Genomic DNA, 24,243 nt, shown 5'->3' with positions numbered 1-24,243 from the left:
GTCAGGGCGGGGGCGGGCACGTCGGCCGCCCGCATGACAGGAATCGCTGCGGCCCTCATGCGGCCCTCCTCATGGCGGGGTAGGTCTTGGCATCCACGATCGCCAGGTCGGCGCTCACGGTGCCGGTGCGCCCGTCCTCGAAGCGCACCTGCGTCTCGATGTACTGCGAGGACTTGCCCGCGTACAGGGCGTCGACCAGCACCTGGTACTTCTCGGCGATGTAGCCCCGGCGGACCTTGCGGGTGCGGGTGAGTTCGCCGTCGTCCGCGTCGAGCTCCTTATGGAGGATCAGGAAGCGGTGGATCTGGCTGCCGGCGAGTTTCTCGTCGGCGGCGAGGTCGGCATTGACCTTTTCGACGCACTCGCGGATGAGTTCGTACACCTCGGGTTTGGCGGCCAGGTCGGTATAGCCGGCATAGGGGAGCCCGCGCTTCTCGGCCCAGTTGCCCACGGCCTCGAAGTCGATGTTGATGAAGGCGCAGACCTTGTCGCGCTTGTCGCCGAAGGCCACCGCCTCCTTGATGTGCGGGAAGAACTTGAGTTTGTTCTCGATGTACTTGGGCGCGAACATCGAACCGTCGGCCATGCGGCCCACGTCCTTGGCCCGGTCGATGATCTTGAGATGACCGCTGGCGTCGATGAAGCCGGCATCGCCGCTGCGGTACCAGCCATCTTCGGTCTTGACCTCGGCGGTCGCCTGCGGGTTCTTGTAGTACTCCTTGAGCAGCCCCGGCGAGCGGATGAGGATCTCGCCGTTCGCATCGAGCTTGATCTCTACACCTTCGATCGGCACGCCGACGGTGTCGGCCTTGACCTCGTGGTCCGGCTGCAGGCAGACGAACACCGCCGTCTCGGTCGAGCCGTAGAGCTGCTTGAGGTTGATGCCGATCGAGCGGTAGAAGGTGAACAGGTCCGGTCCGATCGCCTCGCCCGCGGTGTAGGCCACGCGGATGCGGCTCATGCCCAGGTTGTTGCGCAGCGGCCCGTACACCAGCAGGTTGCCGAGCCCGTACAGCAGCTTTTCCGTGAAGCTGAGCCGCTGGCCGTCCATGCGCTTGGGCCCCACGCGCCGCGCCACGTCCATGAAGGTCTTGTAGAGCCAGCGCTTGAGGCGTCCGGCGTCTTCCATGCGGATGGTGACGCTGGTGAGCAGGCCCTCGAAGATGCGTGGTGGCGCGAAGTAGTAGGTGGGCCCGATCTCCTTGAGGTCGATCATCACGGTGGAGGACGACTCGGGGCAGTTCACCACGTAGCCGCACACCAGCCACTGGGCGTAGCTGAAGCAGTTCTGTCCGATCCACGCGGGCGGCAGGTAGGCCAGCACCTCCTCGCGCTCGGTGAGGTGGTCGAAGCGTGCCCCGGCCTCGGCGCGGTCGAGCAAGGAGCGGTGGGTGTGCACCACGCCCTTGGGGTTGCCGGTGGTGCCGGAGGTGAAGAACATCGCGGCCACGTCGTCCGCCTGGGCCTTCTCCACCTCGGCCTCGAACAGGCCGGGATGCCGGGCGTCGTGCTCCCGGCCCCGCTCGATCAGGGCATCCAGGCTTTCCAGGCCCGGCTCGCGGTAGTTGCGCAGGCCGCGGCCGTCGTCGTACCAGATGCATGCCAGCTGCGGGCACTGAGCCCGGATCTCGAGCAGCTTGTCGACCTGCTCCTGGTCTTCGACCACGGCGAAGGCGACCTCGGCGTTGTTGATCGGATAGACGAACTCGGCCGCCACCGCGTCCTGGTACAGCGGTACCGGCACGGCGCCCAGCGACTGCGCCGCCAGCATCGTCGCGTACAGCCGCGGGCGGTTCTCGCCGATCACCACCACGTGCTGGCCCCGCTGCAAACCGGCTTCGGCCAACCCGCCGGCCAAGTGGCGCACCATCTGCGCGAGCTGGGCCCAGGTCAGCGTCTGCCAGATGCCGTACTCCTTCTCGCGCAGCGCAGGCGCGTCGGGGCGCCGGGCGGCGTGCTCGAGCAGCAATCGGGGAAACGTCGTCTGCACCGTGAACTCCTTGGCACGCGCGATGGGGCGTGCCCAGTGTGAACGCGATGCTAGGGGCAAGTTTGACGTTAAGTTGTCATTGCGACGACAATCCTAGGGTCCGCCCCGTGGGGAAAAACCCGCGTGCGTCGGCGGCGTCGGCCCTGGGGAAGCCCCAGCCGGCCCACGCCGCTCGAGAAGCCGCGCCCGGGCGACGAGGAGCCTGCCATGAGCGAAGCCGCCGTCACGCCGCTGCATCGACGCGCCCGCGAGGCCACCGCGGCGGAGCTGGCCGGCATTCCCTGGTTGGAGGTGCTCGAGGCGAGCGAGCGCGAACGGGTCGCCGGTGAGATCCGGGTGGCCGACGCGGCGCCCGGCGAACTGCTGTGCCGCATCGGTCGGCCGCCCACCTACTGGTTCGGCGTGGTCGATGGCCTGCTCAAGATGAACAACGACAGCTCGCACGGCACCCCGATCACCTTCACCGGATTGCCTCCGGGGGCGTGGTTCGGCGAGGGCACGCTGCTCAAGCGCGAGCCGTACCGCTACAACGTGCAAGCACTGCGGCGCAGTGTCGTGGCGGGCCTGCCCATCGAGAGCTTCCATCGCCTGCTCGACAACAGCATTCCCTTCAACCGGTTCGTCATGCGCCAGCTCAACGAGCGGCTGGGCCAGTTCATCGCCGCCCGCGAGATCGACCGGCTCAACGACCCGGACGCCCGCGTGGCGCGCAGTCTCGCCTCGCTGTTCCACCCCCTGCTGTACCCCGGGGTCGGCTCGATGCTGCGCATCACGCAGCAGGAACTGGGGATGTTGGTGGGCCTGTCGCGCCAGCGGGTCAACCAGGCGCTGCACACCTTGCAGGACCGCGGCTTGATCCGCATCGAGTACGGCGGGGTGCGCGTGCTCGACCTGCCGGGCTTGCAACGCGAGGTGTTCTCCGCTTGAATCCGCTCGCGCGCCCAGCGCGGCCAAACTCCTAGCCGTTGATCACGCCGGCTGCCACGTGACCCGAGGGCACGTGCGCGGCGGCGTTCTCGATGTGCCGCATCTGGTCGTCGAAGAAGAAGTCGGGCTCGAACTCACGCAGGAATTCGCCCTTCGGCAGCCCGCCGAGGAACATGGCTTCGTCCACCTCGATCTTCCAGTTCATCAGCGTGCGGATCGCGCGCTCGTGCGCTGGCGCGCTGCGCGCGGTGACCAACGCGGTGCGGATGCGCATCGTCGGGCTGCCGTGCTGCTGGAGCCTGTGCAGGGCCTCCAGCACCGGCTTGAACGGCCCGGCGGGCAGGGGATAGTCGGCGCGGCTCGTCTCGTGGCGGTGAAAGGCGTCCAGCCCACCGTCCTGGAAGACGCGCTCGGCTTCGTCCGAGAACAGCACCGCGTCGCCGTCGAAGGCGATGCGAACCTCGTGCGGATGAGCGTCCGAGGCGCGTGCAGAGTGCGGGTAGACCCGCGCGGCGGGAAAGCCCGCTTCCAACGCCGAACGCACGTCGAGCTCATTGGCCGAGAGAAAGAGCTGCGCTTGCAACGGGCGCAGGTAGCGGTAGGGCGACGTGCCACGCGTGAACACACCGCGCTGGATCGGCAGCTGGTAATGCTGCGCCGAGCGGAACACGCGCATGCCCGACACGGGATCGTTGCGCGAGAGGATCACCACCTCCACCCGGGGCTTGCCGTCGGCCGTGTTGGCGTTGAAGGCCAGGAGTTTCTGCACGAGCGAGAACGCCACCCCGGGCTTGGCCGGCACGTCCAGCCGCTGCAGCTGCAACTCCATGTAGGCGCGGTCGTCGGTGGCTTCGAAGAGCTGGTTCTCCTCCTCGAAGTCGAAGAGCGCACGCGAGGAGATGGCGACGACGAATTGGCCGGTGAGGGAGAGGGGCATGGTCGGTGGCCTGCAACAAATTTGCGATGGGGCGTCCCCCTTTTGGGGGAAGTCAACGAATTCGGTCGAGTGGCGATGGCAAGATCGCCGTGCCGTTACAACGGTTTACAACAAAGAGGTAGGAACACGCATGATGAAGTCGAAAAAGATGTCTGCTTGGCTCCTGGCACTGTGCCTGGGGGTACCGTTCCTCGCTGCTTGCGGAGGAGGGGGAGGAGGGGGCGGCAGCGCCCAGCCGACCGTGAACGGGAGCGTCTCGGCCACCGATTACGAGGTGGTCGCCAATGGGGTCGTCGATACGCTGACGGCGACGAATGCGGCATCATCTGCGCTTGCGGGGAGTTATTCTGTCGGCGGGGCGAGCCAGCCCTCGAACGATGCCATTGTTTCGCTGGTCCGCCAAGGTGTGGCGCGGCTTCGCGCCGGCGAGCGAGCTCAACCCTTGGCCATCGCTTCTGAGACGGTCGCTTGCTCGAGCGGAGGCTCCCTCGCGGTGACCGTGTCCTACAAGGATCCCAACACCGTCTCCGCGGGCGACTATGTCGATTTCCAGGCGCAAAGCTGCGTAGAAGGCGGCGTCCGCCTCGATGGGGGGATGCGCCTCACGGTGACTTCGGTCACGCAGCAGTCGTTCGCGGCGCAGCTCAGTGCACGAAACTTCTCCGTCACCGCCGACGGGGTGACGACGGTGATCGACGGCGTCGCCACGGTGGCCGCCTCGACGAGTGCTTCGAAGGACACGATCTCGTTGGTCTATGAGGGCTTGAGCGCAACCCGCGGGGCCGAAAGGATCGAATGGTGGCACTCGGTGACCTATGAGTACGACAGCACTACCGGCTCGACGTCGTTCTCGTTCGGAGGCTTCGTGCAACATGCAGGCCGCTACTTCGCGCTGCGTCAGAACAAGCCGTTCTCTTGGTCCGGCGGGGTGCTGCAGGGCGAACTCGACGTGGTGGATTCGCGCGGGAACTTCGTGCGCATAGTCGGCTCTGCGGACCGGTTCATCTATCAGTACTACGAGGCGGGTAGCTCGACGCCGAAGGCCACCAGCTCGAACGGGCGGTCGTTCGCCGGCATTTTCTATTGATCCTGCCGACTGTCTTGACTCTGGAGCACCCGCCCGGGCTCGGGCCTTCGGGTGGGTAAGCTCCTGCACCGGGGCGGCGGGCAGGGTCACGGTACACAATAGTCTTTGTGGCTTTCAGGAGGACCGCATGACCCCCGCCCGCTATCCCTTCCCCCCGCTCGACTCCCTGCCGGACGACATTCGCCAGCGCATCCTGGCCGTGCAGGAGAAGTCGGGCTTCGTGCCCAACGTCTTCTTGCTGCTCGCCCGCCGGCCGGACGAGTTCCGCGCCTTCTTCGCCTATCACGACGCGCTGATGGAGAAGGATGGCGGGTTGACGAAGGCCGAGCGCGAGATGATCGTCGTCGCCACCTCCGGCGTGAACGACTGCTTGTATTGCGTCGTCGCGCACGGCGCGATCCTTCGCATTCGCGCGAAGAACCCCCGCCTGGCCGACCAGTTGGCCACCAACCACCGGCGCGCGGAGCTGACGCCCAGGCAGCGGGCGATGCTCGACTTCGCGGTCAAGCTCGCGACCCGCTCAGGCGAGGTGGTGGACGACGACCTGGCCGCGTTGAAGGCGCACGGCTTCTCCGACGAGGACATCTGGGACATCGGCGCCATCACGAGCTTCTTTGCGATGAGCAACCGGCTCGCGAACTTCGCGAGCCTGCAGCCGAACGAGGAGTTCTATCTGCTCGGCCGGGTGCCGAAGTCGTAAAGCCCCGGCAGGCACGGGTGGAGCGCGCTGCCCGTGGCCGGTGGGCAGGGCCGATGCGACCCGAGCGCCGCGCCGACGGCCAGGTGACCGGCGGGCGGCGTGCGGGCGGCGTGCGGGCGCCGGCCGCGCTGTCAGTGCACGAAGCCGATCGCCTGCTTGCGCGGACCGGTCTCGGGCAGATCCTTTTCCTCGATCTGATCGCGGCTGTCGAGTTTGGCGTTGCCGAAGGCGGTCATCCACGCACGGCGCATCTCGCGCGGCGCGAGGGTGCTCATGCGCTCCAGCACCGCCTCGCTCGGCTCGGGGTCGAAGCGCGAACCCCAATCGTGCTCGGCCCGGATGGACTGGTACAGCCGCAGGGCGATCTTGCGCGCGGCGTCCCGGTCGGGAGCCGGTACGGTGTAGACGTTCATGCGGTTGAGGATGGGCTCGGGGATCGCGCGTTCGTCGTTGGCGGTGGCCACCCAGATGACTTGGCTGGCGTCGATCGGCACCTCGGCGAACTCATCGGTGAAGCTGCCGGCGGTGTCGTGCTCGAGCAGGCTGTACAGCGCGCCCAGCGGGTCATAGGTGGACTCGCCGCTGGCCTTGTCGATCTCGTCCACCACCATGACCGGATTCGCGTACTGGCCGTCCACCAAGGTTTCGAAGACCTTGCCGGGCCGCGCGCCCTTCCATTGCGAGGAGGCGCCGGAGAGCACCCATCCGGCCGTCAGCGAGCTCATCGCGACGAAGCCCATGCCGGTACCCAGCAGTTGAGACAGGCGTTTGGCGAAATGCGTCTTGCCGACCCCGGGCGGGCCCAGCAGCAGCATGGGGGTGAGTTCGAGCGCGTCACGGCTGTCCTGGCACAGCGCGAGCTGGCGTTTGACGTCGTCCAGCACCTCGGTGAAGTTGGGCAGCTCGTCGTAGAGGGCTTCCATCACCGGCAGGGCGGAGGGCTTGACCTGAAAGCGCTCCGGTCCACGTTCGAGCATGCGCTCGTAGGTCGAGCGCAGGTGCTCGTGCTCCTTGGGCGGCAGCTTGTCCAGCCGCCGCTCGACGTCCGTGACGCGGTAGACCGCGCGCATGTGGGCGATGGGGATGTGGCCGCTGCGCGCCGGCACCAGGTCATGCGAGCTCATCGTTCACCTCCATCTCTGCGTCCCCGGGCGGCCGCGCGGTGCCGACAGACGGGGCGCGCTGCCCGGGAAACCCAAGGTCATTCCAGCAAAGCGTGCACGAGCCGAATCTTGGAACAAAGCGGAAAACCCCGCACAGATCCCAAGCGACGCCTCAGGCGAGGGCCCGGGCGTGATGGTCGTCACGCGCCGCCGCGGGAAGTCCTCCATCGGCGTGGACATCATGCGACGACGGCGGTCTCGGAGGCTGTCGGTGAAGGGCCGACGGGCTCGTCGGCGAGCGCTGGCAACGCGCGCCGGGGGCAGCCCGGCCGCGCCCGATCGCCGTTCGAGGCCTTCGAGGCAACGGCCGCCCGCGGCGCGGGTCCGGCGCCTCAGCGCACCCAGGTTTGGAGTTCGATGATGGGCAGCAACACGGCCAGCACGATCAACATCACGACGAGACCCATCGTCACGATCAGCAGGGGCTCGAGGATGGTGGCCATCTGCATGGCCCGGCGCTGCACTTCCTGGCCCAGTTGCTGCGCGGCCCGCGCGAGCATCGTGCTCAGATCGCCCGTCTGCTCACCCAGCCGCGCGAACATCGCCAGCAGCCCCGGAAAGCGCTTCTTGCCCGCGAGTGCGGCCGCCAGGGGCGCGCCTTCGCGCACCAGCACCAGCGCCTCGAGAGCGTCGGCGCGCATCGCGCGGTTGCCCAACGTTTCGGCCGCTGCCTGCAAGGCCTTCAGGATGGGCACGCCGGCGCCGGCCAGCATGGCCAGCGTGCCGGCGAAGCGCGCCGCGTTGTAGCCCCGCGAGAGCCGGCCGACGAGGGGCAGGCGCAGCCACGCGGCGTCGAAGCGCAGCCGGAACCCCTCGTTGCGCAGCATGACGGCCAGCGCGCCGCCGCCGGCCACGAGGCCGAGGGCCAGGAGCCAACCCCAGTGGCGCACGAAGTCGCTGAGGGCGAGCATCGCGACGGTGAGGAAAGGCAAGCTGCGCTTGCCCCCGCTGAAGACGGAGGCCACCTGGGGGACGACGTAGGTGACGAGGAAGATGACGATCACCACGGCGACCAGCGAGACGATGGCCGGGTAGAGGGCCGCGCCCACGATGCGGGCCTTGAGCGCCTGGCGCTCCTCGAGGTCGTCGGCGAGCTTCTCCAGCACCTTGCCGAGGCTGCCGCTTTGCTCGCCGGCAGCCACCACGGCCCGGTAGATCTCGTCGAATTCGCGCGGGGCGGTGGCGAGCGCCTTGGCGAAGGTCGAGCCGGCATTGACTTCGCTGCGCAAGTGCGCGAGCAACTCGCGCTGGCGCTCGTCCTCGGCCTCGTCGGCGAGCGCCGTGAGCGCACGCTCGAGCGGCAGGCCCGCGCTCACCAGGCCCGCAAGCTGTCGCGTCCAGATCGCCAGCGCCGTGGCGTTGAAGACGCGGCGCCGCAGGCGCACCTCGCGCGCGCCTTCCTGCGCGCCCACGGGGGTGACTTCCAGCGGCACGAGCTTCTGGGCGCGCAATTGCGCCCGGGCGGCGCGAGCGTTGTCCGCATCGAGCAACCCGGTGCTCGTGCGGCCGGCGGCGTCCAGGGCTTCGAAGCGATAGGCGGGCATGGTGGATCAGCGACGGGCGGGCACAGCGACCCTATTCGCGCGTGACGCGCAGCACTTCCTCGAGCGAGGTGACGCCCGCTTGCACGAGCCGTTCGCCGTCGTCGCGCATGGTGCGCATTCCCGCTTGCTCGGCGGCCACGAACAGCTGGGACTCGGCCGCGCGGCTGTGGATCAGCGCGCGGATCTTGTCGTCGGCCACCATCAGTTCGTAGACGCCGGTGCGGCCCTTGTAGCCGCTCAGGCCGCACGCCGGGCAGCCCACGGGGTGCCAACGGCCGCGATCGTCTTGCGTCTTGCACACGGGGCACAGGCGCCGCACGAGGCGCTGCGCCAGCACGCCCAGCAGCGACGACGACAAGAGGAACGGCTCGACGCCCATGTCGATCAGCCGCGTGACGGCACTGGGCGCGTCGTTGGTGTGCAGCGTGGCCAGCACCAGGTGACCGGTGAGCGACGCCTGGATCGCGATTTGCGCGGTCTCGAAGTCGCGGATCTCGCCGATCATGATGACGTCCGGGTCCTGCCGCAAGATGGCTCGCAGCGCCTTGGCGAAAGTGAGGTCGATCTTCGGGTTGACCTGCGTCTGGCCGATGCCGGGCAGCTCGTACTCGATCGGGTCTTCCACCGTCAGCACGTTGGTGGTGGCGGTGTCCATGCGGGCGAGCGCCGCGTAGAGCGTGGTCGTCTTGCCCGAGCCCGTGGGGCCGGTGACCAGCACGATGCCGTGCGGCTGCTGGATGAGCCGGTTGAACTTCTCCAGTGTGTCGCCGCTCATGCCCAGGCTCTCGAGCGTGAAGCGGGTGTCGCCCTTGTCGAGCAGACGCAGCACGGCGCGCTCGCCGTGGGCCGAAGGCAGCGTGGAGACGCGCACGTCGATGGCCCGCCCGCCGATGCGCAGCGAAATGCGCCCATCTTGCGGCAGGCGCTTTTCGGCGATGTCGAGCTCGGCCATGATCTTCAGGCGCGAAATGAGCGCGGCGTGCAGCGCCTTGTTGGGCTGCACCACCTCGCGCAGCGTGCCGTCCACGCGGAACCGCACCGAAGAGCTGCGTTCGTAGGGCTCGATGTGGATGTCGGAGGCGCCGTCCTTCGCGGCCTGCGTGAGCAGCGCGTTGAGCATGCGGATGATGGGGGCGTCGTTGGCGGCCTCGAGCAGGTCCTCCACCGCGGGCAGCTCCTGCATCATGCGCGACAGGTCCACCGCGCTCTCGACCTCGCCGACGACCGCGGCGGCGCTGGACTCGCCGCCGGCGTAGGCCGCCGCGATGCGCTGCGCGAGCGTCGCGGCCGGCTCGCGCTCGAAGGCGTCGACGTCGAAGTGCCGCAGCACCTCGGAGATCGCCTGCGGCGAAGCCTGCTCGTCCGCCCACAGCACGAGCCGCTCGCCGTCGTCTTCCAGCAGCAGCGTGTGCGCCTTGGCGAAGGCGTAGGGCAGGGGGTGTCGTGCGGCCATCGAAACGCCTCAGTTGGAGGGCACGGCCGCAGGGGCCGGCGCGCTCGCGGCGGGTTGCGGCGGCGTGGCGGCATCGGGCGCGGGCGGCACCCGCATCGGCGGCAGCAGCGGGGCCTCGTTGATCGGCAACAGGCGCCGGGGCTCGGGTTGGGCCTCCTTCTGCTGCGCGCGGATCATGTCGTAGCGGTCCAGCGAGAACCGCATCGTCGCATCCTGGTCGCGCATCACCACCGGCCGCAGGAACACCATCAGGTTCGTCTTGGTGCGGTTGCGGTTCTCGCTGCGGAACAGGCCCCCGATGAGCGGCGCGTCGCCCAGCACCGGCACCTTGTCGCGGTTGTTCTGGAACTGGTCCTGCATCAGCCCGCCCAGCACGATGATCTGGCCGTCGTCGACGACCACGCTCGACTCGATGGAGCGCTTGTTGGTCACGAGCCCCGCGGTCGCGTCGGCCACGCCTTGCGAGACGTTCTGGTTCACGACGCTGGAGACCTCCTGGTAGATCTGCAGGCGCACCGTGCCGTTCTCGCCGATCTGCGGGCGCACCCGCAAGGTGATGCCGACGTCCTTGCGCTCGATCGTCTGGAAGGGGTTGATCGTGCCGCCGGTGCCCGTGTTGGCGTACTGGCCGGTCACGAACGGCACGTTCTGGCCGATCGTGATCTTGGCTTCCTCGTTGTCCAGCGTCACGAGGTTGGGCGTGGACAGGATGTTGCCGTCGGCGTTGGTCTCGAGGAAGCGCGCCAGCGCCGCCAGGCTGTAGACGCCGCCGAAGTTGCGGATCAGGCCGATGTTGAAGCCGGGCGAGGGCAGCGTGGTGGTGTTGCCCCCCGCGGCGGCGATGGAGAGGTTGATGATGTTGTTGCCGCCGGTGCCGAAGTTGGTGCCGCCGATCAGGCCGTACTTGTCGCCCTCCTTGCCGAGCAGGCCTTGCCACTGGAAGCCGATGTCTGCCGCCTTGGTCGCGTTGACTTCGACGATCATCGTCTCGACATAGACCTGCGCACGGCGGGAGTCGAGCTGGTCGATCACGGCGCGCAACTGGCGGTACAGCGGCTCGCTGGCGGTGATGATGAGCGAGTTGGTGGCCGGGTCGGCCTGGATGAAGCCGCCCGTCGACGGCGGGGCCACCTGACCCACCGGGGCCGTGGCCTGGGGCGAGCCCATCCCGCCGGCTGCGCCCATCCCCGTCGCCGCTTGGGCGTTGAAGCCGCCTGGGGCGCCCGTCGCAGCCGTGGTGCCGGCGGCCGCCCCGAGCCCGGTGAGCCCGGCGGTGCCTGCGCCGCCGGCCGCCCCGCCCCGGCTCTCCGCGCTGAAGGCCGCGCGCAGCACCTGCGCGAGCCGCACGGCATCCGCGTTCTTCAGGTAGACGACGTGGATGTTGCTGCCGGCCGCCCCGCCCTGGCCCGGCACATCCAGCCGCGCGACGACCGACTTCACCATCGCCAGCCGCATGGGGTTCGGGGCGCGCACCAGGAGCGAGTTGGTGCGAACGTCCGGGATGATCGAGACGCCCGAGGCGCCCGCGCCCGGCGCAGCGGCTGGCGCCGCCTGGCCGGGCGCGGGCACCGCCCCGCCCGCCGCGGCGGCCTGCTGGTCGACCAGACGCTGGACCAGCACCGCCAGGTCGGAGGCCACCGCATGCTGCAACGGGATGACCTCGAGGTCGGTCGCATTGGGCAGGTCGAGCGCGGCGATGATCTTGCCGAGCCGCCGCACGTTCTCGGCGTAGTCGGTGATCACCAGCGTGTTGTTGCCGGGGTTGACGTTGATCGTGTTGTTCGGGCTGATGAGCGGGCGCAGCACCGTGACGAGGTTGTTCGCGTTCTCGTGCTGGATGCGGAACACCTGCGTGACGATCTGATCGCCGCGCTGCGGCGTGACGCCGCCCACGGCGACCGAGCCGGTCTGCAGCTTGGCGTCGGCCTCCGGCACGATCTTGTACAGGTCGTCCACCTGCACCACGGCAAAGCCCAGGCCGCGCAACTCGGACAGGAAGCGCAGGTACGCGTCGCCACGGCTCATCGGCTGCTCGCTGTAGAGCGTCATCGTCCCCTTGACCCGGGGGTCGACGACGAACTGCCGGCGCAGGATCACGCCCATCGCGCGGGCCACGGCCTCGATCTCGGCATTGACGAAGTTCAGCGTCACCTGGCTCGTGGCCGTGGACTCGGTGCGGGGGCCGCCCGTCTGGGCGTGCGTCAGGCCGGGCGCGAGCGCACCGGCGAGCAGTGCGACCGCCAGCGCGGCGGCCGTACCACGAGGCGCGAGCCGGGGAGATCTGTGGAGCATGGTCATCCGATCGAGATGAGCGAACGCTCGCCTTGGCGTCGCCCGATGATGTTCAGCAGGTTGTTCAACGCGCTCTCCTCGCCTGGCGCCGCCCACGCCTCGCCACGGAAGTGCAAACCGGCGGGACCGAGCGTGCCTTCGCCTTGCAGCTGCAACGGCCCCTCGGTCGTCTCCAGGGTCGTTTGTACCCGCCCTTCGGGGGTGCTGAACAGGGCCAGGCGGTAGCTGCCGAGCTGCTCCAGCGTGACCAGGGGGGAGGTGGCGTTGAGCATCAGCACCTCGGCGCGGCCTTCGACGCTCCAGCGCCCGGCGGCCTGCACCAGCCTCAACCCCGGCGAGCTGAGCCGGATGGCGCCGCCGAGTTGCAAGGTGTTCCACGGCGTGCCGAGGCCGGAAAGCAACGCGCTCGGCCACTGGCCCAACCAACCCGGCTTCGGCAACAGCTCGACCTCGGTGCGCGCGATGCCGGGAGAGATGCGCAGCGCGACGGTGCCGTTCAGGCAGCAGTCCTGTTGCAGCTCCAGCCGCCAGCCGGCCAGCGCCGGCCGCACCCGCCAGCGCAGACGACCAGGGAGCATCGTCGCGTCGCGGCTGTCGCGTCCACCGGTGAGCACCAGCGTGGCTTCGCCAGACCAGACCGTGCCGCTGGCCTGCGCGAGCAGCACGCGCTGGCCCGTCCAGCCCGCGACCTGGCCGGCGAGCCAGGTGGCCGGCAAGAAGGCGACCGCCGCCGCGAGCGCGCCGAGCGCCGCGCCGGCCCAGGCCCAGCGGCGCAGGGGCCGGGCGGTGGCAAGTGCCAGGTCCTCGCGCAGCCGGGCCGCCACCGCGGCACGCGCGGGGCGGGGGCGGAGGCGGGGCGTGCGCAGCTTCATCGGCCGGTCAGGGGGCGGAGGGCAGCGCCAGCACGAGCGAGCCGTTGTAGGCGTCGCCGCTGCGGGTCAGCTGGGCTTCCAGGGGGCGGGCTCGGGCGGTCGAACGGGCCTCTCCCAAGAAGGCGAGCAGCGCTTCGCCGCGCACGCCTTGCAATGTCACGGTCGCGCGATCGCCTTGGAGGTTCAGCCGCGCCCCGGTTCCCAGGCGCTGCGCGGCGGCCTTCAATGCCTCGGCCGCCTGCGAGGCATTCACGGCGGGAGTCCCGCGCAACTGCTCGGCCTCGGCCGCCATCGCGCGCATCTGTTGCAGCGACGATTCGAGCCGTGCAATCTGCAGCGGCGCCTCTCTCGTCGTGCGCAGCGCGGGCTGCACCGCAACCCACCACAGCAGCGCCAGGAGGATCAGGCCGCCGGCGGCGAGCACCATCCGGCGCTCCCGGGTCTCCAGCCGGGCCCAGCGCTCGCGCAGCTGGGCCTGCAGTTCGTTCAAGGTCATGCCGCCCCTCCTGCAGCGGTTCTCGACGGGGCGGCGCCCGTCACGCCTGCCTGGGGAGCGGCACGCCGCAGCGTCAGTCGGCTGCCCTCGCGCTCGACCTGCCAGCCGCCCGCTGCCAGCCGATCGCGGAAGGCCTGGATCTCTTCCTCGGGCCAGCCAGTCGCCGCCAGCGTCAGGCTGCCGGATTCGAATCGCAGGCCTTCGAGCCGGCGCTGCGTGGGCCAGGCGCTGGCCGCCGCCTGCAGCAGCGGCTCGAGGTCGGTGTCGCCGGGCTTGCCGGCGGCCAGCCGCAGCTGGTCGAGCTCGCGGCGCATCTGGGTGGGCGCGTCGAGCACCGCCCGCACCTGCGGGAAGGCGGCCTGCAGCAGGCGCACCTGTTCCCGTTGGCGCTCGGCTACGGCCTGGCGCTGCTGCCAGGCCCAGAGGTTCAGGCCCACCAGGTGCACGACGGCCAACGTGGCCAGGGCCCAGCGCGCCGGCCGCCACACGGGGCTGGCGAACTGCCGCCACAAGTCGCGCAGCGCTCGCACACCGCGGTGACGCAGCGCGAAGTCGAACTGGCGCAGGTTCCACGCCGACTGTGCAGCTCGCAGCGCCTTTTCTGCCCGGCTGACCACCTGCACCGGCTGGCCGAGCCACTGCTCGGCCGCCTCGGCCGCGGCCGGCTCGGCCGTCCAGAGGGCTGCATCCAGCGGCGGCAGCCAGGCGCGCGGCAGCGAGCCGCTGGGCCTCAGGGCCAGCACGCCGTCCGGGCGGGCCAGCAGCAGGCGCAGCCCTCGTTGCGCTTCGGTGTCGGCATCGTGCAGAAAGTGCCCGCGGGGCGGGTCGGCCGGCTCGGCTTGGGGCACGAGGCGATCGACCAGCACCCCGGCCGACTCCAACGCCTCCAGTTGCGCCCGCAGCCACGTGCGCTGCGTCGTCGCCACCCACGCCTGCTGCCCCGGCTGGGCGCCGGGCTGCACGGCGCAGTGAACGTCCTCGGGGTCGTCCAGCAGCGCTTCTTCGATCAGCCCGATGATCGCCGCCCGCAGCTTGGCCGGGGGGGCCTTCGGCAGCGTGATGCGGTGCCAGGCGAGGTCGTCGGCAGGCACGATCGCCACCACTTCGTCGGCCCGCGGCAGCAAGGCCGGTGCGGCCCGGCCTTCGCTCACCGATTGGCCGCCGTCGCGGCTGAGGACGTAATCGAACTCGGCCGGCGGCCGCAAGCTGGCCTCGCCCGCGGCTTGCGAGCCGAGATGGGGGCGGGCGACCAACGGAATGACGAGGAGGCTCATGCCGGCACCGAATGAGAAGCGGCCATTGTAGGGACGGGCCGGCCCGCGGACGCCGCGCCGCCCCGCACGCGGGGCCCCCCGCCTGTCGCAGTGTGCATCAGGGTGTAAGGGCACCCGCATGCGGGCGCGTCGCCACCGCGGGCTGGCGTGGCGGCCCGAAGGGCCTCACTGCACGGTCGCCGCGGTCCGCTCACGCCGGATCACCACCACTTGCAGGCCCCGCCGCTCGACGAGGGAGCGCTCCTCCACCACCCGGCTGCCCAAGCGCAGGCGGCCGCGCACTTCGAAGAAGTCGGTGCGCACGTCGGAGCGCGCGGGGTCGAGCGTGACCGCCGCACCCACGTGCGGGCGCACGTCCTCGAGGCTGCGAAACGGCGTGCGCTGGCGGATCTGCATCAGCCGCTCGGCCGTGCCCGCGTCGATGCCTTCCAGCGCCGCCACCAGCACTTCGCGGCCGGCCGTGTTGATGTTCACCGGCGTGGCGCGCGGCAGGAGGGTGACGTAGGGCGACAGTCGCTCGACGGTCTGCGCGTCCAGCCCCAGCCAGCCGAGCTGAGCGGCGCTGGGGGGCAGGAGCGGACCCTCGGCGGCCATGCTCGGGGTGGCCCCTGCGCCGGGCGAGGGTGCGGGGGTGGCGGGCGGCGCGGGCGAGGCCTGTCGGATCGCGGTGGCGATCAGGCCCGGCACGCTGCTGTCGATGTTGAGCTGCTCGCACAGCCGCTGCAGGGCGCGCAGCTGTGCTTCGGCCGCTTGTCCCTGATGGGCGAGGTTGCGCAGGTTGAAGCGGGATTGCGCATCCGAGATCTGCCCGGAAAGGAACGCTTCCGGCGCATCGTCGGTGTTGCTCTGGTCGGCAGCCAGAAAGGTCGACAGTCGCGCCTCCGCCAGGGGCGTCGCCCAGGGTTCCGAGAGGTGGTCGGCCCCGCCGGTGCGCGCGTCCTCGCGCAGGATGAGGCGGGCCCAGTCGAGGGCGCCCACCAGGATCCACGAGGCCTGCGAGCGGTCTCGCTCGGCCGCTTCGATCTGCACCGAGCGCCATTGGCGCCACAACATGGCGCCGGCCAGCGTCGCGACCAGCGAGACGATGATCATCGCGGTGAGCAAGGCCGCCCCTCGAGAGGGGCGGCGCCTCGGCACCGCACGAACCGGGTGCATGCGATCACTCCGCACGGTGGTTGAGCACCCGGTCGCGGGTGTAGCTGCCCACCAGGTTCGAGCGGGGAGCCATCGCGATGGCCAGCCGCACCCCTTGCGGCAGTTGTTGGCGCCCCGCGCCGGGCGAGGCGGCGTCGCGTTCGATGTCGCCCGTGGACTGCGGGTGGCTCCAGGCGTTGTTGCGCCAGTAGTAGAGCTGCCAGTCCTGCACGCCGTCGAGCATCGGCACCGTGCCGGGCTCATTGCCGAGCAACTGCTGCGCGCGCAGCCATTGGTCCTGGAGGTCGACACCGCGCGTGACGGGCGGGCCGGCCCAGCGCAGCCACCGGCCGTCGCGCACCGCCCAGACCACCACCTGGACACCCCGTTCCTGCGAGCGTGTCAGTCGAAGCGCCGCTGCGTCGAACTGCAACGCGGGCACGAGGTCGGTTTCGTGCAGCGCGGCGAGATCGGCGTCCCACTGCGCCATCACGGTGTGCAGCCGGGTGGTGGCGTCCAGCCGCTCCTGCGCCACCGAGCGGGCGCGCACCATGCCGTCGATGCCGCGCCATGCCATGGCCGCCAGCACGGCGAGGATGGTGATGGTGACGAGCACCTCGATCAGCGTGAAGCCGCGTGGGCGGGCCATGCTCAGAACCTCGGCACGATGGTGGACAGCACGAGCAACGGCTCGCCGGTGGCGGTGGCCATGCGCGCGTCCACGCGACGGAAGTTGGGGTTGGGGGTGGGCCGCACCACGAGCTGCCCCTGGTACTGACGGCCTCCTTGTTCGCAGCTGAAGCCGGAGTCGCCCACGGGGGGGAACTGCCGCGCGAGCAGCAGGGCCGCGAGCTGGTTCTCGGCGCACCATTGCGCGGCGATCACGTCCGACAGGCGTTCTGCGTTGCGGGTCAATGCGCCGGCCGCCTTCACCCCGGTGGCCAGCGCGATCGCGACGATCGCGAGCGCCACCAGCACCTCGATCAGCGTGAAGCCCGCCGAGGGTCGAGGAGGCAGGCGTGGCGTGTCACCGCGCACCGGTGTCCTCCCCCGCAATGGCGAAGGGCTGCAGGCCGTCGGTCGCCAGCACGATGCGGCGGTCGCCCAGGGCCAACAGCACGCGTTGCGGGCCGATGATCGGCTCAGGCCCCAAGACGAGCACCGGCGCCCCCACCACCTGGGCCTGCACGCCCGGCTCCAGCCACCTCTGCGGCAGTTGCACGGAGGAGGGCAGTCCGATGAAGCGGAAGTCGTGCTCGGCCGCCCCGGGGGTGGGCTGCCACCGCACCGCCAGCGCCGAGGCCCTGGCCTCCGCCCGTGCGGCCTCGAGCAAGGCCGACAGGCGCTCGGCCTCGCGCTCCAACTGCGACGTCGCCGGGTCGCGCAGCGCGAGCGAGACCGTTCCCACCACCAGCGCCAGCAGCGCCATCACGACGAGCAGCTCCAGCAAGGTGAAGCCGCCCGCTCCGAAGGGCGCCCGCCCGGCCGAACGCCGCGACCACCGCAGGGCTTCAGGCAAGGCGTCCATGAGACTGGCGCGACAGGCGCCCTCGGTCACTGCCAGGAGCCGATGTCCGCGTCGTTGCCTTCGCCGCCCACTTGCCCGTCCGCCCCGAAGCTGAAGACGTCGACCTCGCCCTTCACGCCCGGGTTGACGTACTGGTACGGCCGCCCCCAGGGATCGTTCGGCAGCTTGTCGAGATAGGGCTTCCAGTTGGGCGGGATGGGGCCGGCCGTCGGCTTGACGACGAGGGCCTGCAGGCCCTGCTCGGCGGTGGGGTAACGCAGGTTGTCGAGCTTGTAGAGCTTGAGCGCCTGCATCAGATTGTTCACGTCGGTGCGCGCCGCCGTGACGCGCGCCTCGTCCGCTCGGTTCAGGACGTTGGGCACGATCAGCGCGGCCAGGATGCCGATGATGACCAGCACCACCATCAGCTCGATCAGCGTGAAGCCCCGCGCGTGCGACGAACGGGACGGCAAAGGGCGCAAGGAGGTCTTGGGCATGGGATTCGAAAGGGTTGAGCCGGCGCGGGCCAGAAGCGGGCCACGCCGGGTGCCGTGAATCATAATCGGCCGATGCTTGCGCGACTGTTCACATTTGCGCTGTGGGGCCTGGCCGCCGCCAGCGTCGTGTTCTGGGGGATGCGGTTGAGTGCCTCGCCCCTGCCGGTGCCTTCGCAGGCGGCCCCTGTGACGGCGCAGCTCGGGAGCCAGGCGGCGGTGCAGCGCATGCTGGGCGCCGCCCCCGAGGGGGCGGGAGCGGCCGCAGCGCCGCCGCCCGAGAGCGCGCGCTTCAAGCTCGTGGGGGTGATGGCCCCTCGCGAAGGGCCCGAGGGTCCCGGGGTGGCGCTCGTCTCGGTGGACGGCAAGCCCGCGCGCGCGGTGGCGCTGGGCGGTGTGGTGGAAGGCGAGATCGTCTTGCGCGGTCTCACCCATCGCAGCGCGAGCTTCGGGCGCCCCGAGGGTGCCGTCGCCTTCACCCTGGAGCTGCCCGAGTTGCCGCCCGCACGCACCGGCACACTGCCCGCCGCCGAGGCCCCCGGAGCCGGCGCGGCGGCGACAGGGGCGCCGGCCGCGCCGGCCGCCACGCCCGGTGCGGTGCCCGGCACGGTCGCCCCCCAGCCGGTCCCGGCGCGCCCGCCGCGCTACGGCGAACCGCCCGCGCCGGGCGGCTCGCCCCAGACGCCGCAGTAGCCCAGCCGGCACCGCCGGGCTGCCCCAGGTCACGGAAGGACGCGCGATGCCCGAATCCACCTCGCCCCCGCCTGGCACCTGCGCTGCAGGAACCGCCCCCCGGCCCGAACCCTCGAACGCCTCGAACGCGGTCCCGCCCTCCGCAGCCGGGCCCTTGGCGCCTTCGTCGGGCCTCGTCGTACAACTGCGGCGCGAGATGCAGCGCTTCGCGCCGTTCTCGCAGATGCACCCGGAGCACCTGGACCGCCTGGTCGCGCAATCCTCGCAGGCCTACTTCGCGCCGGGAGAGACGGTGTTGCAGCCGGAGGACGGACCGCCTTCGCACCTGTACTACCTGCGCCAAGGGGCCGTCACCGGTCGTCGCGGCCTGGCGGAAATGGCGGCTGCCGGCTTCCAGTACGAGGCGGGCGACGTCTTTCCGGTCGGTGCCGTTCTGGGGCAGCGGGCGGTCACCGCCACCTACCATGCCACGCAGGACACCTTCTGCCTGCTGATCCCGCGCGAGACGGTGCTCGAGCTGGCACAGCTGAGTCCGCCGTTCGGCGACTTTCTCAATCGGCGCGTCCTGCAGTTCCTCGAGTTGTCGCGCCGGGCCGTGCAGGTGGCCTACGCCTCGCAGACGCTGGCGGAGCAGTCGCTCGAGGCGCCGCTGCGCAGCTTCGCGCGCAAGACTCCTGTGACCTGCCGGCCCGACACGCCGCTCGGCGATGCGCTGCAGCGCATGCATGACCAGCACATCGGCTCCATCCTGGTGGTGGACGACGAGGAGCGCGTGCTGGGCATCCTCACGCGGCACGATGTGCTCGGACGCGTCACCTTGCCGCAGGTGCCGTTGGACGCGCCCGTCTCCGAGGTGATGACCCGGCCCGTGCACGTGCTCACGGTCGACGACACGGCCCAGGAGGCGGCGCTTTTGATGTCGCGCCACGGCATCCGCCACGTGCCCATCACCGAGCGGGGGCGGCTGGTGAGCCTCGTGAGCGAGCGCGATCTCTTCGCCATGCAGCGTCTGTCGCTCAAGCAGGTGAGCACCAGCATCCGTGCGGCCCGGGACGTCGCGACCTTGGAACTGGTGGGGCAGGACATCCGCCGCTTCGCCCATAACCTGCTCGCGCAGGGCGTGCGCGCGCGCCAGCTCACCGAGCTCATCAGCCACCTCAACGATGTGCTCACCACGCGCCTCATCGAGCTCGTCGCCGAGCGCCGGCACGTGGACCTGCGCCGCATGTGCTGGATCGCACTGGGCTCCGAGGGGCGGCAGGAGCAGACGATCGCCACCGACCAGGACAACGGCCTCGTGTTTGCGAGCGACGCCCCCGAGGCCGACCGGCCGGGCTGGCTCGACTTCGCGCGCGACGTCAACGAGGCGCTCGAGCGCTGCGGCTTTCCGCTGTGCAAGGGCGGGGTGATGGCGATGAATCCCCAGTGGTGCCTCACGCCGCGCGAATGGTGCGAGCGCTTCGACGACTGGATCGAGCATGGCAGCCCGGAGGACCTGCTCAACGCCGCCATCTTCTTCGACTTCCGGCCGCTGGTGGGCGAGCCCGGCCTCGTCGCGCCGATGCGCGACCTCGTCACCCGCCGCGCCCGGGCGGTGCCCCGCTTCTTGCGGCAGATGGCCGAGGCGGCGCTGCGGCACCGCCCCCCGCTCAACTGGCTGGGCGGACTCGACACGGCCGACGAGGACGGCCGCGCGCTGATCGACGTCAAGCTGCAGGGCACGGCGATCTTCGTCGAGACGGCCCGCATCTACGCGCTGGCGCACGGCATCGAGGAAACCTCGACCCGCCGCCGTTTCGAGGCCGCGGCCGGCCCGATGGGCGTGGCGGCCAGCGAGAGCGAGGCCTGGGTCGAGGGCTTCGAGTTCCTTCAACTGCTGCGGCTGCGCGTGCAGCTCGGCGCAGAGGCGGCGGCCCCGCAGGCGACCGAGCGGCCCAACAGCATCGATGTCAACACGCTCAACGACATCGACCGCCGCGTGCTGAAGGAAACGCTGCGCCTGGCGCGGCGGCTGCAACAGCGCCTCGAACTGGACTACCTGCGATGACGCGCGCGTGGTGGGGCTGGTGGCGCGCCCGGCCGCCCGAGCCGGGCCCGTCTGCGGCGCGGGAGCGTTGGGTGGTCGTCGATGTCGAGTCCAGCGGGTTGGACGCGCGCCGCGACCGCTTGCTTGCCATCGCGGCGCTGGCCGTCCACGTCGAAGGCGAGCGGGCCCGCATCGCCCTGGGCGACAGTTTCGAGGTGGTGCTGCGCCAGCCCGAACCCACGGACCGCCTCGACAAGGACAACATCCTGCTGCACGGCATCGGGGTCGGCGCCCAGCGTCAAGGCGTCGAGCCGCGCGACGCGCTGCTCGCTTTCGAGCGCTACCTGGCCGGTGCACCCCTGATCGCTTTCCATGCCGCCTTCGACCAGACGCTGATCGAGCGGGCTTGCCGGGCCACCCTGCAACGGCGGCTCCCGCACGAGTGGGTCGATCTGATGCCGGTGGCGCGCGTGCTTGCCCCCGAGGTGGGAGCCCGCACGTTGGACGAGTGGATGGCGCATTTCGGCATCCGCTGCCTCCAGCGCCACCAGGCGGCGGCCGACACCCTGGCGACCGCCGAACTCCTGCTGTGCCTGTGGCCGCGCTTGCGCGCCCAAGGGCCTGTGACCTTCGCGGCCCTGCAGCGCCTCGCCTCGCAGAGCCGTTGGCTGCCGTAGCCGGGGGCGGGGCGCCCCACCGTCGCGAGTGCGGCAAACGGCAGGCCGGTCAGCACCGGGCCCGTGGCGCCGCCACCTCCTGCTCGCCCTCGGCGACCTCGGTCAACAGGGCCGCGGCACCGCGCAGCAGCGGCCACGCGAGCACGGCCCCGGTGCCGTCCGCGCTGTCGAGGCCGAGGTCCATGAGGGCGGTCGCCTGGAAGTGCCGCAACGCCAGGGACAAGCCCGGGCGTGTGTGGCTGCGGGCGAAGGCGCAGTAGTCCGTCACGGGGGAGGCGATCATCGCCGCCACGCGCAGCGCCGCACAGGCTGGCAGCCCGTCGATCACGACGAGCGATCGTCGGCTCGCCGCGACCAGCATCGCCCCCACCATCATCGCGATCTCGTAGCCGCCCGCCGCCGCCAGCGCTTCCACCGGGTCGCTGATTCCCCCGTGCCGCGCCAGCACGCTGTCCACCAGCCTTCGCCGATGTTCGGCGAAGGCCGGGTCTTCGCCCGCCGAGGCGGCGGCCAGCTCCGCGCTCGGCAGCCCGGCGAGCAGTGCCAGCAGGACCATCGCGCTCTCGTCGCTGCCCACGCCGTGTCCCGCACACGCGACGACGTTACCGGGCAGCCCCTCGGCGATCTCCATTCCCGCGCGGATGGCCGATTGCGCCTGCTCGAAGGTCATGGCCGATCCCACGCGGCAGTTGCGCGTGCCGTGGGCGATCTTGCGCGCGAGCAACGGGCCCTGCCGGGGCACGAGATCCGCCAGGCCGCTGTCGACGACCGTCAGCGCCCACCCGTGCAACTGCGCAAAGACCGCCAGGGGTACTCGCCTGGCGAGCAGGCCCTGCACCTGTTGCGCGGTCGTCGGCCGGCCGGGAAAGCACAGGCCATCGACGGCCAGACCGTGGTCGGCCGCGAAAACCAGCAGTTGCGGGTCGTGCAGCCGCGGCTTGAGCGAATTGCGGATGAGGCCCAGCCGCACCGCCAGGGGCTCCAGCGCGCCCAGCCCGCCCCCCGACTCGGCCCGCCGCGCCAGCGTGTGCCTGAGCGCATGCTCCAGCGGCGGGTGGAAGGTGGGGGCGATCAGTGTCCGGTTGAGCGACATCGAGAAGGGCGAGACGGGCTGCGGCACGTGGAGCCAGCCGCTGCCGGCGATTCTTTCAGGGCCGCCCGGCCCTCGCAATGCCCCTGAATGGAGGGGCCGCGCCGACGCCCGGGCGCGCCCGCCCCGCCGGGCGGGTGGCGCTACCGCAGGAACAACCGGTACACCGGGTTGTCGGTTTCTTCGACGTAGGGGTAAGCCAGCGTGTCGAGGAACTGCCGGAACGCCTTCTTGTCGCGCTTGGGCACCTGGATGCCCACCAGGATGCGGCCGTAGTCGGCACCCTGGTTGCGGTAGTGGAAGAGGCTGATGTTCCACTCGGGCGACATGCTGGAGAGGAACTTCATCAACGCCCCCGGGCGCTCGGGGAAGATGAATCGATACAGCAACTCGTCCTTCGCCAACGCACTGCGCCCGCCCACCATGTGCCGCAGATGCTGCTTGGCCAGCTCGTCGTGCGTGAGGTCCAGCGTGGGAAAGCCGTGCTTCTCGAACGAGGCCGCGATCTTGGCCGACTCGCCGCGGTTGCTGGTGCTCAGGCCGACGAAGATGTGCGCGACCTTCTCGTCCGAGATGCGGTAGTTGAACTCGGTCACGCTGCGCTGCCCGACGAGTTCGCAAAAGCGCCGGAAGCTGCCGCGCTCCTCCGGGATCGTCACGGCGAACAGCGCCTCGCGCTCCTCGCCGACCTCCGCGCGTTCCGCCACGAAGCGCAGCCGGTCGAAGTTCATGTTCGCGCCGCACGTGACCGCGACGAAGGTCTTGTTCTTGCAGCGCCGGGCCTCGACGTACTGCTTGATGGCCGCCACCGCCATCGCGCCCGAGGGTTCGACGATGCTGCGCGTATCCTCGAAGATGTCCTTGATCGCCGCACACACCGCGTCCGTGTCCACGACGACGTAGTCGTCCACGAGCTCGCGCGCGATGCGGAAGGTTTCCTCGCCCACGAGCTTGACGGCCGTGCCGTCCGCGAAGAGGCCCACGTCGGGCAGCTGCACGCGACGCCCGTGTCTCACCGAGCGCAACATCGCGTCGGAGTCGTTCATCTGCACCCCGATCACCTGGATCTCGGGGCGCACCGCCTTGACGTAGTTCGCCACCCCCGAAATCAGCCCGCCCCCGCCGATGGCGACGAAGATCGCATCGATCGGCCCCTGGTGCTGCCGCAGGATCTCCATGGCGATCGTGCCCTGGCCGGCGATCACATCGGGGTCGTCGAAAGGGTGCACGAAAGTGAGGCCCTGCTTCTTTTCGAGCGCGACGGCGTGCAGGTAGGCGTCCGAGTAGCTGTCGCCATGCAGCACCACCTCGCCACCGAGGGCGCGCACCGCGTCGATCTTGACCTGGGGCGTGGTCACCGGCATCACGATCACGGCGCGGCACCCCAGGCGGCGCGCCGCGAGCGCCACCCCCTGCGCATGGTTGCCCGCCGAAGCGCAGATGACCCCGCGCTTGAGTTGCGCGGCGCTCAAGTGCGCCATCTTGTTGTAGGCGCCCCGCAGCTTGAAGCTGAAGACGGGCTGGTTGTCCTCGCGCTTGAGCAGCACCTCATTGCCCAGCCGGCGCGAGAGCCGCCGCGCCGGCTCCAGCTGCGACTCGATCGCGACGTCGTACACCTTGGCCGTCAGGATCTTCTGCAAGTAGTCGGCAGGGGTGAGTCGCTTCGTGCGCGACGTCGAGGCGCGGGTCGTGCGAGGCATGCAATCTCCAGGAGCCAGACGGCATCGGGGCAGAGGCGGCACACGGCGTTCTGCGGCCGATTCGCCGAGGCGCCGGATCATAAGCCAACCCTTGCCCGGGCTTGCTGCGCTGCGCCATGCAGGAGGCGACGCGGCAACGAGCCCTCGCGATCTCGGGCGCCTTCGAGGCGCCGCGGCCCGCTCAGAA

The 24,243-nt window shown here is 70.5% G+C and carries 22 protein-coding genes; 6 read left to right on the top strand and 16 right to left on the bottom strand.

Annotated elements, in window-relative coordinates:
- Positions 1-55: 55 nt before the first annotated feature.
- A complete protein-coding gene (locus tag OMP39_RS13165) occupies positions 56-1,990 on the bottom strand; it encodes an AMP-dependent synthetase/ligase (RefSeq protein WP_264892184.1) in 1,935 nt (644 codons plus the stop codon).
- A 207-nt stretch (positions 1,991-2,197) separates the two neighbouring features.
- Here OMP39_RS13165 and OMP39_RS13160 point away from each other — a divergent pair, with 207 nt between their 5' ends.
- Entirely contained in the window at positions 2,198-2,917 is a 720-nt protein-coding gene (locus OMP39_RS13160; RefSeq protein WP_264892183.1) for a Crp/Fnr family transcriptional regulator, read from the top strand.
- Positions 2,918-2,948: 31 nt separating this feature from the next.
- Here OMP39_RS13160 and OMP39_RS13155 read toward each other — a convergent pair whose 3' ends face one another.
- Positions 2,949-3,854 carry a 5'-nucleotidase gene (locus OMP39_RS13155; RefSeq protein ID WP_264892182.1) on the bottom strand — a complete coding sequence of 302 codons (906 nt, stop codon included), beginning with the start codon at positions 3,852-3,854 and terminating at the stop codon, positions 2,949-2,951.
- 130 nt (positions 3,855-3,984) lie between these two features.
- On the opposite strand from OMP39_RS13155, the gene OMP39_RS13150 reads away from it, so the two are divergent.
- Both OMP39_RS13150 and OMP39_RS13145 read left to right on the top strand, forming a co-directional pair.
- Positions 3,985-4,941 carry a hypothetical protein gene (locus OMP39_RS13150; protein ID WP_264892181.1) on the top strand — a complete coding sequence of 319 codons (957 nt, stop codon included), beginning with the start codon at positions 3,985-3,987 and terminating at the stop codon, positions 4,939-4,941.
- A 127-nt stretch (positions 4,942-5,068) separates the two neighbouring features.
- On the top strand, positions 5,069-5,641 hold the full coding sequence (locus OMP39_RS13145) for a peroxidase-related enzyme (RefSeq protein ID WP_264892180.1): 573 nt from the start codon (positions 5,069-5,071) through the stop codon (positions 5,639-5,641).
- A gap of 131 nt (positions 5,642-5,772) precedes the next feature.
- Here OMP39_RS13145 and OMP39_RS13140 read toward each other — a convergent pair whose 3' ends face one another.
- The 12 genes from OMP39_RS13140 to gspG form a co-directional block, all read right to left on the bottom strand.
- Complete coding sequence (locus OMP39_RS13140; RefSeq protein WP_264892179.1) at positions 5,773-6,765, bottom strand: AAA family ATPase; 993 nt, start codon at positions 6,763-6,765, stop codon at positions 5,773-5,775.
- Positions 6,766-7,136: 371 nt separating this feature from the next.
- Positions 7,137-8,348, bottom strand: a complete 1,212-nt coding sequence (gspF, locus tag OMP39_RS13135) for a type II secretion system inner membrane protein GspF (RefSeq protein WP_264892178.1) — start codon at positions 8,346-8,348, stop codon at positions 7,137-7,139.
- 31 nt (positions 8,349-8,379) lie between these two features.
- Entirely contained in the window at positions 8,380-9,801 is a 1,422-nt protein-coding gene (gene gspE, locus OMP39_RS13130; protein WP_264892177.1) for a type II secretion system ATPase GspE, read from the bottom strand.
- 9 nt (positions 9,802-9,810) lie between these two features.
- Positions 9,811-12,093 carry a type II secretion system secretin GspD gene (gene gspD / locus OMP39_RS13125; RefSeq protein ID WP_264892175.1) on the bottom strand — a complete coding sequence of 761 codons (2,283 nt, stop codon included), beginning with the start codon at positions 12,091-12,093 and terminating at the stop codon, positions 9,811-9,813.
- 2 nt (positions 12,094-12,095) lie between these two features.
- Positions 12,096-12,965 carry a type II secretion system protein N gene (gene gspN / locus OMP39_RS13120; RefSeq protein WP_264892173.1) on the bottom strand — a complete coding sequence of 290 codons (870 nt, stop codon included), beginning with the start codon at positions 12,963-12,965 and terminating at the stop codon, positions 12,096-12,098.
- A 7-nt stretch (positions 12,966-12,972) separates the two neighbouring features.
- The gene (gene gspM / locus OMP39_RS13115; RefSeq protein WP_264892172.1) at positions 12,973-13,461 is read right to left on the bottom strand and encodes a type II secretion system protein M; all 489 of its coding nucleotides are present in this window, start codon (positions 13,459-13,461) and stop codon (positions 12,973-12,975) included.
- Positions 13,458-14,735 (bottom strand): type II secretion system protein GspL, encoded by a 1,278-nt coding sequence (gene gspL, locus OMP39_RS13110; protein ID WP_264892171.1) that lies wholly within the window; start codon positions 14,733-14,735, stop codon positions 13,458-13,460. Before gspL ends, gspM begins: the two co-directional genes overlap by 4 nt.
- Before the next feature lie 165 nt (positions 14,736-14,900).
- The gene (gspK, locus tag OMP39_RS13105; RefSeq protein ID WP_264892169.1) at positions 14,901-15,839 is read right to left on the bottom strand and encodes a type II secretion system minor pseudopilin GspK; all 939 of its coding nucleotides are present in this window, start codon (positions 15,837-15,839) and stop codon (positions 14,901-14,903) included.
- A gap of 55 nt (positions 15,840-15,894) precedes the next feature.
- Positions 15,895-16,518 carry a prepilin-type N-terminal cleavage/methylation domain-containing protein gene (locus OMP39_RS13100; protein WP_264892167.1) on the bottom strand — a complete coding sequence of 208 codons (624 nt, stop codon included), beginning with the start codon at positions 16,516-16,518 and terminating at the stop codon, positions 15,895-15,897.
- Between the two features lie 2 nt (positions 16,519-16,520).
- Complete coding sequence (gspI, locus tag OMP39_RS13095) at positions 16,521-16,907, bottom strand: type II secretion system minor pseudopilin GspI (RefSeq protein ID WP_264892166.1); 387 nt, start codon at positions 16,905-16,907, stop codon at positions 16,521-16,523.
- Positions 16,897-17,397 (bottom strand): prepilin-type N-terminal cleavage/methylation domain-containing protein, encoded by a 501-nt coding sequence (locus tag OMP39_RS13090; protein ID WP_264892164.1) that lies wholly within the window; start codon positions 17,395-17,397, stop codon positions 16,897-16,899. The genes gspI and OMP39_RS13090 overlap by 11 nt, the downstream gene beginning before the upstream one ends.
- 26 nt (positions 17,398-17,423) lie before the next feature.
- Positions 17,424-17,873 (bottom strand): type II secretion system major pseudopilin GspG, encoded by a 450-nt coding sequence (gene gspG / locus OMP39_RS13085; RefSeq protein WP_264892162.1) that lies wholly within the window; start codon positions 17,871-17,873, stop codon positions 17,424-17,426.
- A gap of 72 nt (positions 17,874-17,945) precedes the next feature.
- On the opposite strand from gspG, the gene OMP39_RS13080 reads away from it, so the two are divergent.
- The 3 genes from OMP39_RS13080 (at position 17,946) to OMP39_RS13070 (ending at position 21,266) form a co-directional block, all read left to right on the top strand.
- Positions 17,946-18,563, top strand: coding sequence for a hypothetical protein (locus OMP39_RS13080; RefSeq protein WP_264892161.1), 618 nt, complete (start codon positions 17,946-17,948; stop codon positions 18,561-18,563).
- A gap of 154 nt (positions 18,564-18,717) precedes the next feature.
- A complete protein-coding gene (locus tag OMP39_RS13075) occupies positions 18,718-20,610 on the top strand; it encodes a DUF294 nucleotidyltransferase-like domain-containing protein (protein WP_264892159.1) in 1,893 nt (630 codons plus the stop codon).
- Complete coding sequence (locus OMP39_RS13070) at positions 20,607-21,266, top strand: 3'-5' exonuclease (protein WP_264892157.1); 660 nt, start codon at positions 20,607-20,609, stop codon at positions 21,264-21,266. The genes OMP39_RS13075 and OMP39_RS13070 overlap by 4 nt, the downstream gene beginning before the upstream one ends.
- Before the next feature lie 49 nt (positions 21,267-21,315).
- Here the strand turns inward: OMP39_RS13070 and OMP39_RS13065 are convergent, their stop codons facing one another.
- Both OMP39_RS13065 and ilvA read right to left on the bottom strand, forming a co-directional pair.
- Positions 21,316-22,386 (bottom strand): nicotinate-nucleotide--dimethylbenzimidazole phosphoribosyltransferase, encoded by a 1,071-nt coding sequence (locus tag OMP39_RS13065; RefSeq protein ID WP_264892156.1) that lies wholly within the window; start codon positions 22,384-22,386, stop codon positions 21,316-21,318.
- A gap of 113 nt (positions 22,387-22,499) precedes the next feature.
- Positions 22,500-24,056 (bottom strand): threonine ammonia-lyase, biosynthetic, encoded by a 1,557-nt coding sequence (ilvA, locus tag OMP39_RS13060; protein ID WP_264892155.1) that lies wholly within the window; start codon positions 24,054-24,056, stop codon positions 22,500-22,502.
- Positions 24,057-24,243 lie beyond the last annotated feature (187 nt).

The sequence above is a fragment of the Schlegelella aquatica genome, assembly GCF_026013905.1.
Lineage (GTDB): Bacteria > Pseudomonadota > Gammaproteobacteria > Burkholderiales > Burkholderiaceae_C > Caldimonas > Caldimonas aquatica.
Note: the sequence above shows the minus strand (reverse complement) of the source record. Positions and strands in the feature narration are given on the sequence as shown.